The sequence below is a fragment of the Bacteroidales bacterium genome (genome assembly GCA_012519055.1).
GTDB lineage: Bacteria > Bacteroidota > Bacteroidia > Bacteroidales > Salinivirgaceae > JAAYQU01.
The window spans coordinates 21241-34345 of sequence record JAAYQU010000010.1 but is presented as its reverse complement, the minus strand read 5'-3'; the positions used below and the strand labels follow the sequence as shown (position 1 = coordinate 34345).

Below are 13105 nucleotides of genomic sequence, written 5' to 3'. Positions count from 1 at the left end.
CGTGGCTTTCTGTTTCGATTGAATCAAAGACAATTAATTTGCACCTTAAGCGTTTTTTTACACAATTTTGTAACATTTTTGAGTTATTTTTGTCTTATAGTGATAAGACAAAAAAGTTCAGCAAACAATTTAAATTTTACATAACTAAATATATTACTATGAAATTACAGAAACAGTTACTTATTTTATTACTCCTGTTGCCACTTTTTGCAATAAATATTGCTAATGCGCAAACAGACAACAACGTCCGCGAATACACTCTTGAAAACGGACTTACAGTAATTTTAGATGAAAACCACGACAAGCCCGAAGTCTTTGGGTTGATTACGGTAAAAGCAGGTGGGAAAAACGACCCTGCCGATGCAACCGGAATGGCTCACTATCAAGAGCATATGCTTTTTAAAGGCACAACAACCTTGGGGACTATAGATTGGGAAAAGGAAAAACCTCACATTGACCGTATATTCGAGCTATACGACCAATTAGGAAAAACCACCAACGAAAATGAACGCAAAGAGATTCAAGCCAAAATCAACGAAGAGTCTATAAAAGCGAACGAATACGCTATACCCAACGAACTTAGCAACCTGATTAACGAAATGGGTGGCACTAATCTCAATGCCGGAACTGGACCCGACTACACTGTTTATTACAATACATTTCCATCTAATCAAATATTAAAGTGGTTAGACTTATATGCGCACCGCTTTACTGAACCTGTTTTTCGTGGGTTTCAAGCAGAATTAGAGGTTGTTTACGAAGAGAAGAACCTCTATAACGATCAGTTCCAAACCAAACTTTTTGAAGAGTTCCAAAAGCATTTTTTCAAAAATCACCCTTACGGTCAACAAACGCTAATAGGTACTATCGAAGATCTGAAAAACCCATCGCTAACAAAGATGTATGATTTTTTCAAAACCTATTATGTCCCAAACAATATGGCGCTAATTCTTGTAGGCGATTTTAATTCAGAAGAGATAATCCCCATTATTGAAGAGAAATTCGGAAAATGGGAACGTGGCGAAGTCCCAGAACCAAAAGTTTGGGCAGAATCCCCATTCAACGGTCGTGAATTTCACGAAGCCAAACTAACACCAATCAAAATGGGAATACTTGGATTTAGAGCACCATCAGGGAAAGATGATAATTATGTTAAAGCGGAAATAATGACAAATCTGCTAAACAATAGCTACTCTACGGGTCTATTAGACAAACTTTCAGACGATGGAAAGTTATTAGGGGCATATGCACTTAATTTGCCTTTTCAGGATCATGGGGCGATATTAGTACTTTATATACCAAAGTTAGTGGGTCAAAAGTTAGAAGAGGCTGAAAAAATCATACTCGAAGAGATTGAAAAAATAAAAAAAGGAGAATTTGACGATGAAACACTTGAAAGTATCAAAAAAAACGAATATATCTCCTTTGTTAGCAACATGGAGAACAATTCCAATAGAGCTTTAGAGTACAACAACTATTTTACATCAGGAAGAGCAATCAGCAATTTATATAAATATCCAGACATCGTAAAAAGTTTGACCAAAGAGGATATTACCAATATGGCTTCCGAAATATTTGGCGAAAACTATCTTTCATTCAATTCAAAAATGGGTTTCCCAAAGAAAGAGAAAATCGAGAAGCCCGGATTTAAGCCACTATCAACCAATACAAATGAACGCAGCCAATACGCACAACACTTGGACAAGATAGAATCATTAGAACCCACATTTAATACTATTGATTTTGATAAAGATATTGAACGTATATCTGTTTCTAATGGCGTAGAATTATTAAAAGTAGAAAATCACATAAACGATATATTTACATTAATGATTGAATACAAAGTTGGAGAAGCAGAAATCCCTCTTTTATCGTACGCAGGTCAAGCTGTTAAATATTGCGGAGCAGGCGATCTATCACTTAACGATTTAAAAAACGAGTTTGCAAAAATAGGTACAACATTTAACTCATGGTCATCAAGAACATCGACTTACATCGACATTAAAGGTGACGAAGAAAACCTTGACAGGACACTTGAACTAATTGGGATGCTAATAGACAAACCAACATTGGAGCAATCAAAGCTGAAAACCATAATTGATAGTGAGTTGGCTGTCCGTAAAGTGGAACGTTCTGAACCCGACGCTGTTGCAAACGCACTATATAACTACGGATTATATGAAAATAAATCAAGTTACATTGACAGATTATCAAGCAAAGAGCTAAAAAAACTACAAGCAACGAAAGTTGTTGATGCTTTTAAAAAGGCAACAACCTACAATGTCCAATTTCGTTTCACTGGCAAAACATCTGCGAAGGACGTTTCCGATATGATTATAAAACATATACCTATGCATGAGAAACCACTGATAGATAAAAATGAATTGGACAAGCCAAGAAAATCATATTCTGAAAACACTGTGTTTTTCGTCAATAAGCCTAAATCACGTCAAAGCAAAATGTTCTTCTACTTTGCTGGCAATTCGTTCTCACCCGAGAAAGCAGTAGAAATTGAAGCATATAATGAATACATTGGCGGCGGATTCAATGGGCTAATTCTTCAGGAAATAAGAGAATATCGTTCATTGTCTTATGCCGCAGGTGGAAGTTTTAGCCTTCCGAAAGAAGTAGGGAAACCATACGATTTTTACGGATATGTTGGCACACAATCTGACAAAACGTTAACCGCAATGGAGGTGTTTACTTCACTAATCAGAGATATGCCCCAAAAGCCAGAACGTACAGATATGATTCGTAACTATCTTGACCTCTCCTCACAAACCAAAAGACCTGGTTTCAGAGATCTTGCTTACTCTGTCGAAAACTGGAAACTTTTAGGATACAAGGAAGACCCTATGATCACAAAGTTAGAGGGATATAAAAATTTAACTTGGGAGACTATCAACAACTTCTATATCAACGAAGTAAAAGACAAGCCAATGGTTTATATGATTGTTGGAGACAAAAAACAGATTGATATGAAAGAATTGGCTAAATACGGAAAGGTTGTTGAGATAAAAGAGAAGAAACTATACAATAAATAACATTTTGAATTTTAAAGTTACAGGGCTGTTAATGAAATAACAGCCCTTTTTTTACTGGTTTACGTCAGCTAAATTACAGATTTATAAAGATATCAGTCATGTTATACTAAACAACTTTTAAACTTAGGTGTTATGAATTATAAAAGTTTAACCATAAAAATTCTTTTATCCCACCAATAAATTTTATTTTCGTAAAGATTTTACAAACGAATTTCAGAAATTATTTATCGTGAAACAATATTTAGACTTATTGCAACACACCATTGACAAAGGAACAGTAAAAAAAGACAGAACCGGCACTGGTACAATATCTGTTTTTGGATATCAGTACCGCTGTTCTCTTCAAGATGGGTTTCCGTTGCTTACCACAAAAAAACTGCACTTAAAAAGCATTATTTACGAACTTTTATGGTTTCTGCAAGGCTCAACCAATGCTAAATATCTCCAAGATAACGGTGTAAGAATTTGGAATGAATGGGCAGACGAAAACGGGGAGCTTGGACCAATTTACGGTTATCAATGGCGTTCGTGGCCCAAGCCCGATGGTGGACACGTTGACCAAATAAGTGAGTTAATACACAGCTTAAAAAATTCTCCAGATTCCCGACGACATATAGTTTCTGCATGGAACGTTGGACAAATAGACCAAATGGCATTGCCACCATGCCATATTCTGTTTCAGTTTTATGTCGCAGATGGCAAACTCTCCTGCCAGTTGTACCAACGAAGTGCCGATCTTTTCTTGGGCGTGCCATTTAATTTAGCAAGCTACGCACTGCTAACAATGATGATTGCACAAGTCGTTAACCTACAGCCCGGCGACTTTGTCCATACATTTGGCGATGCCCATATTTATCAGAACCATATTGAGCAGGTAAAGCTTCAATTGTCGCGAAAACCAATGGCTTTACCACAAATGCTGATTAACAAGGATATAAAGTCAATATTTGATTTCTCTTATTCCGATTTTGAACTAATCAATTATAATGCACACCCTCATATCAAGGGGGAAGTTTCAGTTTAACAAACAGATATTACAATGTTTTCAATAATAGTAGCAGTCGACGAACTTAACGGCATAGGAATTAATAATAAATTACCCTGGCATATAAGTGATGATTTGAAAAACTTCAAACGTATCACTTCTGGTAAAGACAAGGCTGTGTTAATGGGGCGTAAAACGTGGGAATCACTACCAATAAAACCACTTCCTAAAAGGGGAAATATAGTTCTTTCCCGAAATGCAAATTACGTTGCTAAAGGTGCAAAAGTTGTTAGCACATTTGAAACGCTTATCGAACATTGCCTTACTTTTGAAGAAGTTTTTGTTATTGGTGGTGCTCAGATTTACAATATGTTTATGCCTTTGGCTAGCAAATTATACCTTACACGAGTCCACTCGACTTTCGTAACAGATACTCGTTTAGACTCCTTAAATCTTGACAATTGGACGTTAATTTCTGAGGAGAGACACAGTAAATCTGAAAAGAATCAATACGATTTCTCTTTCCTTGTTTACGAAGAAAAAAAGAGGTCAAACTTAAGAAAGCTGTAAAGGGAATTGTTTGCACAAAGCCTTAATTTTGAAAGATTTACAAAAACATGAACAACATAAAACTTTGGCAACCTAATACAACGCCGTTTATTATTGCCGGTCCGTGTAGTGCCGAAAGTCGCGAGCAATTAAACTCGTGCGCTTCCAGTTTAGTGAGAACGGGCAAAATAGACGCATTTAGGGCGGGAATTTGGAAGCCAAGGACTCGGCCCGGACAATACGAAGGAACAGGAACAAAGGGGCTAGAATGGCTTGTAGAAATTAAAAACAGATATGATTTGCCGGTAATAACAGAGGTGGCAACAGCAAAACATGTTGAGAAAGTTTTGAAAGCCGGCATTGACATGATTTGGATAGGCGCAAGGACTACGGGAAACCCGTTCTCAATACACGAAATTGCTGAGGCTCTGACAGGTGTCGATATCCCTGTTTTTGTAAAAAATCCATCTAATCCCGATTTAGAATTGTGGATAGGAGCAATAGAACGATTCGAACGTGCAGGAATAACTAAAATTGCAGCTGTTCACAGAGGATTTTACCCTTTTGAACCAACCTTGTATAGGAACATTCCAAAGTGGGAAATTCCTATTGAACTAAAAACCAGAATGCCCGAATTAAAGATAATTTGTGACCCTTCACATATCGCCGGCAACAGTGCTTTAATTTTTGAAATAGCTCAATATGCTTTCGATATCATGATGGACGGATTAATGATAGAAGTTCATCCTAATCCTAAGATAGCTAAAACGGACGCAACTCAGCAAATTACTCCGACTGATTTTGCTTCAATAATTGATAAGCTTAAAATACGCACCCAATCGGGACATGTAAATATTGACCAATTAGAAAGAATGAGACTACAAGTTGATTCAATAGACCAGCAACTTATAGAGCTATTGAAAAAAAGGCTTGATATTTCTAAAAAAATGGGAGAGTATAAAAAACAACAAAACTTGGCACCATTTCAGATTAAAAGATGGCGAAATATCATCGAATCGAGAATAATTTATGCCGCAGACCTTGGTATTGACCCTGACTTTATGATGCGAATACTACAATTAATCCATAAAGAATCAATCGCAACTCAAAATAAAATAATGAACTCGGGGAATTCAATTAACAAAGGGCAATGAATATTTACAAAATTGGGTATAACGTGGGTTAGATTTTAACGTAGAGACGGAGCATGCTCCGTCTCTACACTTTCCACTCAATCGTTAATTGCATTAATGTTTAACTCTAATTCTACTTGGTTCCCTCTAAAATATAGGTCCTTAATATCAAACGAAAGAACATTTTTTGAAACTCCTTCATCTATATTATCGGAGGTTTTGTGCAGCTCACTCATTTTGCGTATCTGTTCACTGTATATCTTACTATACTCACCTAGTTTAACATTCAGTTCGCGCATTATATTTATCCATAACCCAAATCGATATATCTGTGCAATTGAATCTCCCAGCTGTATATACTGATAGCGAGTAATAGGGAATGAATAAATTTCCTCGTTAGAAGAAGTATAAACCTCCTCTACAGAGGCATATCTTGTATACACAAGTGTTTCTGATGGACTTTTATGGTCGTCAATGGTTATCTCAATCTGTTCGCTATATTCGCTATAACCACCCCATTGGTATTCGATATTAAATTTGTTGAATAAGAAATCATACAAGACAGTGTCTGTCGAGGAATTGATTTTAGCATAAATAATTGCTTCATTGTAGACGGTAAACTGCGTGTCAGTAACAACTATATTTGGAATTTTACTGCTGTTTACATGCAGCTCGACCATAGATTGATATGTACTGGTGTTTCCTCGATATACTTCTGAGGAGTATCCTGTTGTATAATTTTTAACTTCTACGTTTTGCATAAGAGCAGCTAAAGCAATGGCTCTTTTTGTTGCTTGACATATTGCTGACGTGCTATCTAAACCAGGATCAGAAATCCCAAACACATATGTTTTATTCAGGCTATTAAAGCCACATAATTCTTGTGGGATAACAGAAGCTTTAGCTCCGAATTTATAATAATCGGGATTAATATTTTGTCCATAACTGCAAAAAGGCAGTAGTACGCCGAAAATAAATATTTTAACCGACAATAATCGCATAATTTTATCGCTTTTTTATGAGAAATATATAACTAACGGCAATTTAGTAATTGTAATTGGATTCAAAAACATTAAAAAGTTAAAAAATAACTATTTATAAGTTTTTTGCAATCAACTCTTGTATCTCCTTCATTCTGTCGGGAGAAATCTTAAGTTTTGGGTTTTTGAAATCGCAATCATCCATACTGTTGATAGGAATAAGGTGCATATGAGCGTGTGGTACTTCTAGCCCGAACACTCCTACTGAAACTTTTTTGCAAGTAAATGATTTCTCAATTGCCTTTGCAACATGTTTAGCAAAAATTGCCATTTCTGAAATTTCTGAATCAGTTAGATCAAAATAATCGTCGATTTCTCGTTTTGGTACAATTAAAGTATGTCCTTCTTTAATCGGGAATGCATCGAGGAAAGCTATAAATTTTGAGTTTTCTGCAATTATATAAGCAGGTATTTCTCGATTGATAATTTTTGTGAATATCGAAGCCATTTTTTTAGGTTTAGTTAGTCTAATAAACTGATATTTAGTATCTCGAATTGTATTTTCCCAGCCGGCACAGTAATTTCAGCAATATCTCCAACAACTTTGCCTATTAGTCCTTTTGCAATAGGTGTAGAAATACTGATTTTATTTTGCTTTAAATCAGCCTCTCCATCAGGAACTATAGAGTATTCCATGACTGAGTTTGTTTTAAGATTTTTGAGTTTAACTTTAGTAAGTATCTGTACTTTAGAAATATCTATCTGATCAGACTTTATAACTTTTGCATTACGAATCTTCTCTTCAATCTGAGAAATTTTTAATTCCAATAAACCTTGAGCTTCCTTTGCTGCATCATATTCAGCATTTTCAGATAGATCGCCCTTGTCACGTGCTTCGGCTATCTGTTTTGAGATTCTATTTCGCTCTACATTGATTAATTCTTCCAATTCAGTCTTTAACTTTTTAAGACCTTCCTCAGTCATGTAGTTTACTTTTGACATATAGCGAATTTTTAAATTATAATGGAATAAAAAGAAAAGAATCCCGCACAATACGGGATCCCTTTCACTACAAATATACAATTATTTTTTATAACGTCACACGTACACCGACTGAGTGGACTCCACCAAACGGATTAGTATCACGATATGAATAATCTATTTTCAGATTTGTTTCTCTTTCTTTATTAAGAGGGATTTGAACAGTAGCACCTGCGCTTAAACCTGTAAACACAGTCTGCCTTTTTGCACTATCAAATCCATCTTTCTCGTAACAGTATCCTCCTCTAACAAGCACATAATCAAATATATTATACTCTACTCCGACAGAATACTGGTCGCGCGTAAAAGAGTTACTTGTAAATGTTCCTGCCACAGTAAGGTTATGACCCTCCATTAATAGAAAATCATTTGATAACCCGATACGTATTAGTGATGGCAACTCTAATTCCGCTGATTGATAATCAAACGTCATGTTTAATTCATCGAGGGTGTATCCTCTAAGTGACAAGCCATTACCTGAATATTTCATTGTAGGTCCAACATTCTGCATAGAAACTCCAAAACGGAAGTTATCTCTTTCTCCTGTTATGTATTGGATACCTGCGTCAATTGCTACTCCTGTAGCTTTTACATTATCGATGGATTCGTTTATAAGCTTTATTACGGCTCCACCGTAAATTGCGTTAGAAAACTGACGTGAGTATGCAGCTGAAATAACACTAAACTTAGGACTGAAAGTATTACCTGTTCCATCAGGGTGTTCAACTGTGGTACGCTTAATGTCACCGAAAGACATTAAACTAACTGCAGCTGTCAGCGCTCCGGCTTCCCCGACTTTTGAGGTAAAACCAAAGTTATTAATGTTAATATCTGCTCCACTTAAGTAATTAGTATGAGTAAAACCTAAGTCGAACTTATTAACAAAAGCTGTCCCCGCAACATTTAGATACAAGGCTTCTAAACCTGTTATAGAAGACATGTTAGAATTGTTCCAGCCGGCTGATCCTGCCCATGGGTTTATCAGGAGCTGCACTGCCCCAGCTTCACCAGCTCTCTGTTCATTCCCGGCATGTAAATTACCTGCCAATAGAAGTGAAACGAACAAACTTGCTATAAATATTAACCTTCTCATAATTGTCTCATTTTTTTCAATTAACTTCTAAAAATTCGATAGGTCAGCAGGACGAAGCACTCCAAACCATTTGATAATTTTTTCGCCTACGTTTGGCACTGACACATGTATAATATATGCACCTCCAGAAATTGGCACATCTGATGTATTTGTTAAATTCCAATCAATCCATGTTTGCTCACTTGATTTCTCGAAGCTTCTAATTAAAGTTCCTGACAAGTTGAATATTTTGATTGAACAGGTCGGTGGTAAATTAATTATTTTAACAATGTTGTCTAATTGTGTAACTTCATATGCATTATGAGCGAAATAAGGATTAGGTACAACTCCTATTCTTTCTAAGCTTTCATCAGCCTGTTTTTCTGTAAATTTCTTAGGAGCCAATTCATCTAAAGAAAAAGAGAAGTACGGGTAACCTTTATTAATTGCATCATGTATAGGATCCTGATAAACACCTATATTTCTATGATAAGGATTACCTATACCTATGCTTATCCTAACGTCATTATCAGGCATTTGAGAATATGATTCCCACTGATATCGTCTTGATATCATGGGTATATTTACCCAGGAAACATTAAGCATAGCCTGTGCAATACGGTTTTTAGCATTATTGATTGTTGCTTCGTTCGATCTTTTATGGAACAAACTAAACAACAAACGACCCTCGTCATATCGTGGGAAATTCCTTATTTTCAAAGATCCGTCTATAATATTGGCGTATCCTGTACCAAAGACATAAATAAAGTGTTTTCCTCCAAATTGTGGGATTCCATCAATTGAACTGAAACTGTTTGTGGGGTTCCATATCATATCTCGACCCTTTTGTCCAACTAAATATGAATCTTCTCCAAATGCTATATTTAATCTCTCTCCTGTTTCAACGTCAATAGCGTATCCGGGGAACCAACTCATACCGTAAGCTGATATAAAGTTAGGATCAGAAGGATTGTCGGATGGGTCCATTGTCATAGAATCAGCTGCGACGCCAAGTTTATTTAACGATGGTGCATGACGAAGCATGAACTTGGTAGCTCCTCCCTCAGAAATAGGGTTTGGATATACAACAATGCCATTATTATCGTATGTATTCTCACATGTTTCAATCACGATACAGCGTGTCCATTTTGAAGTATCTTTAGTGATTACAAACTCAATACTCGGAAGTCTGTACTGGTTGTAATTGATTGTTTGTGGTTTTTTGTCAGGGTTTCCCGGACCATATTCACTTGATGATACAAATTTATATGGCGCCCAGGTTCCTCCTAGTACTTTTTCGTAATCTTGTTCAGCATCACCAGGTACGTCTTCAAACGGTTTTGCATCGAATGTTCCAGAACGAATCCAGTTATAATATACCGGACCTTCTGCATCTGCAAGACCATTATACCATGGCATTGCCGGGTTATTATAAGTTATTGAAGCTCCCAAGAAACCGTTCTTAATTCGTTTCAAATTTCTCATTGAGCTAACAACAGTAACAGGATACTGACTTTGGTATAAGTCTATAGCAATACCATACTCAGGTAATATATATTCGTACCCATGTCGCATCCAAACCGGACCATGTAGTGTGTCAACACCATTGTGAACTAAAGTCCACTTAGTTCCCAAAATTAGCCCGTTGTTATCTGTGTTTTGAGCTACTCCTGCCACAAGAATATAATCTACAAAAGGAACACCGCCCGTGTTAACTGAATCTGGTTCTAAGAACAAGTCGAAATTTCCGGGTTTAACGTTCAAAGGATCAATAACTATTACACGTGCAGGACCTCCGTTTTTAGCATATTTTCTAACTTCAGCTTTCCACGGTGTTGGACTATTTGCACTATTCATAATCTCATCTATTGTTTCATCAGATAGTTGCAGACGATTCATTGAGTTACCTCGTCCTGACAAATAGCTCATAGGAGGTATATCACCATAATCAGAATTCAACATTCCAGCCATACCAATGTCTCCAGGCCTTGGCACGAACTCATATTTTTTGATTTCACCAACAGTACTCTTACGACTTGCCAGATAAGGAGTCTTCTGACCATCAAATGTCTCTGGCAGGTTTTGATTGTATGTTTTGTAGTTATTATAAGCATACGAAATGGCGATATAATAATACTTCTTATAGTTTACCAACTGCTCTTTTGTAAATTCGTCGCGGGTAACCTCAAAAGTGTGCTTAATACCGCTATTGGCGCCATTAACCATAACCTGAAAAGAGTTAGCATTTGCATGGGGATCCCATGTGTAATTTACCAACATAGAGGCATTGTTTTCGATATCACATTGATAAACAAGTTTAGATACATTCTCATCATAAATTTGATTTACCGTAATATCTTTGTGTTTTAGCTGGAACACCTGATATCCCTCAAATACATAATCCCTGTCAGAAAAGTTATGCGTAATAAATGGGTCTGTCTCTTTATATTTCTCCAAATAGTTGTTTGAAGCTGGAGGATTATCCAAGTGCATGATAAATTTCCTATCTAACTCGACTGCTGTTAATTCAGGAGCATGAGGACCTTCAATCATTCTAAAACAGTTCTCAAACAGTTTTTGACATTTATCATCAGCCAATTTCAACAACTCAACTGAATGCAATGGGTCTTCTGATGAAGTACGAGCCCATGGCACACCTATTGTAATATAGTTAGTAGCACCGGGTCTAAGGACAAATGGTCCTGCCGATTGCAACAATCTACCATCTGAAGGAGCTTCTTGTCTCCAACCTTCATCATCATTAGGATCGATACCACCGGTTCCCCAGTTACATTTATCAGATTTCCAAGGGAATAAAAAGTTAGCTGGCAATGTTCCTCCTTTACCATTTCCTCCATATGTCATTGTCTCACCATCTTTCCAGATTCCTCTCAAATAGTTGTAATAGTCCATAGCCTCATCGGGGTCATCCATTCCATCAGGACCTCCGTTGATGAAATAAACAAAACGTCTCATTCCCCAACGCTCGTTATCAACAATACGGTCTCCAAAGTTCAATCCGTTAATATTACCATTGAAAATATCGAAATTACTAACTTTTATACGACCGACTATTTCTCCGTCAACGTCAAGAGAGTCAATATAACCATTTTGACAATCCGGTTCTACTTCTCCAAGACCGGGCCAGTTTGAAACGTCATCCATATCGTTTGGATCCTGGTATGGTCCTTCAAAAAAGTCAAATCCAACTGCCGGAGGGTTCTTTCCATAGGTATTACCACTTCCGTTACCATCAGGACCGCCATTATATGCAAAACTCAATCCTCTGTTAATGTCACAACCAACTAAGTCATCTGTTGGATCACCTAAGTCAGCATCCACCCATACACCAAAGAAAGCGTTATTCAATGAGTATGTTGAACGGTTAATTAACTGATAGTTGTAGAATGTCATATTGTTAAGCTCATCATTTGATGAAAACGCAAATGCCTGTGCTCTGATCTCCATTCCAATTGCAGCCCCTTTCGACTGGGTATGTATATTACCTTTATCGTTATATACCCACCATAAAGTCTGATCTCCATAGAGAGTAACCGAAGAGTTGTTTAAACTATCGGCTCTACGTTCAGGGACAAATTTACATCTGCTCGTTGCCTGGAACTCGTAGTTTGGATAGTCTCCACCGTCAATATTGTAGCGACCATTACCGTCAACATCGGCGTATGGTGCTAAATAACGGTCATACTCTTCACCTTCTGTTCCAAAGTCAGGACCATTACCCGGCCATTCCTGTAACACCAATGGGGGTGAATATCCCGGGAACTCCTTTTCTCTTTCTTCTGCTGGCAAATTGTACCAGGAGATAAATTGAGAAACCATATCACGGTCAACTTTCCAAATTTTATCATATTGGATACATACATCAACCGTAACGTTTGACATATTATCTCCTTTGGAGATTAGTGGACCGGGCCAATAGTCATCTTGACCATCGTAGTCGAAAATTCTGGCTGCAACACGCAATTGACCATTAACGTCAACTCCGGCAACCCAAATTCCACCTGCAAAAACAGAATGCTTACCACTACCTTTTGGCACCTCGTAGCTTGCATTACCATCCTGCCACATACCGCCGTGTGTTTTAATAACGGCTTTAACGTTGTTCAAATCAACGAAGAGCTTTGTTCCTCCGCGAGTACAACCCGAAGTTACATTCTTCACCCCCTTGGGAGCTCCTGAACTGGTGTGACTCGTCGGCAATGCTGCATGTACAGCTGTGGCGAAAACTGTACATGTCAAAAATATTATAATTCTTCTTAAGTCTATCATTGCTATATAGT

At 37.1% G+C, this 13105-nt stretch carries 9 protein-coding genes; 4 read left to right on the top strand and 5 right to left on the bottom strand.

Annotated features, from left to right (window positions below):
• The first annotated feature begins 158 nt into the window (after positions 1-158).
• The 4 genes from GX311_01955 (at position 159) to GX311_01940 (ending at position 5732) form a co-directional block, all read left to right on the top strand.
• Complete coding sequence (locus GX311_01955; protein ID NLK15142.1) at positions 159-3044, top strand: insulinase family protein; 2886 nt, start codon at positions 159-161, stop codon at positions 3042-3044.
• A gap of 229 nt (positions 3045-3273) precedes the next feature.
• Positions 3274-4068, top strand: coding sequence for a thymidylate synthase (locus GX311_01950; protein NLK15141.1), 795 nt, complete (start codon positions 3274-3276; stop codon positions 4066-4068).
• A 15-nt stretch (positions 4069-4083) separates the two neighbouring features.
• Positions 4084-4599 carry a dihydrofolate reductase gene (locus GX311_01945; protein ID NLK15140.1) on the top strand — a complete coding sequence of 172 codons (516 nt, stop codon included), beginning with the start codon at positions 4084-4086 and terminating at the stop codon, positions 4597-4599.
• Between the two features lie 47 nt (positions 4600-4646).
• Positions 4647-5732: a bifunctional 3-deoxy-7-phosphoheptulonate synthase/chorismate mutase type II gene (locus GX311_01940; GenBank protein NLK15139.1), complete on the top strand. Its 1086-nt coding sequence runs from the start codon at positions 4647-4649 to the stop codon at positions 5730-5732.
• A gap of 77 nt (positions 5733-5809) precedes the next feature.
• Here the strand turns inward: GX311_01940 and GX311_01935 are convergent, their stop codons facing one another.
• From GX311_01935 to GX311_01915, 5 genes are all read right to left on the bottom strand, one after another.
• Positions 5810-6712, bottom strand: a complete 903-nt coding sequence (locus GX311_01935; GenBank protein NLK15138.1) for a hypothetical protein — start codon at positions 6710-6712, stop codon at positions 5810-5812.
• 94 nt (positions 6713-6806) lie between these two features.
• On the bottom strand, positions 6807-7199 hold the full coding sequence (locus GX311_01930) for an HIT family protein (protein ID NLK15137.1): 393 nt from the start codon (positions 7197-7199) through the stop codon (positions 6807-6809).
• Positions 7200-7213: 14 nt separating this feature from the next.
• Positions 7214-7693 carry a transcription elongation factor GreA gene (gene greA / locus GX311_01925; protein NLK15136.1) on the bottom strand — a complete coding sequence of 160 codons (480 nt, stop codon included), beginning with the start codon at positions 7691-7693 and terminating at the stop codon, positions 7214-7216.
• A gap of 88 nt (positions 7694-7781) precedes the next feature.
• On the bottom strand, positions 7782-8825 hold the full coding sequence (locus GX311_01920; protein NLK15135.1) for a PorV/PorQ family protein: 1044 nt from the start codon (positions 8823-8825) through the stop codon (positions 7782-7784).
• Positions 8826-8852: 27 nt separating this feature from the next.
• Positions 8853-13094, bottom strand: coding sequence for a T9SS type A sorting domain-containing protein (locus tag GX311_01915; GenBank protein ID NLK15134.1), 4242 nt, complete (start codon positions 13092-13094; stop codon positions 8853-8855).
• Positions 13095-13105: the final 11 nt, after the last annotated feature.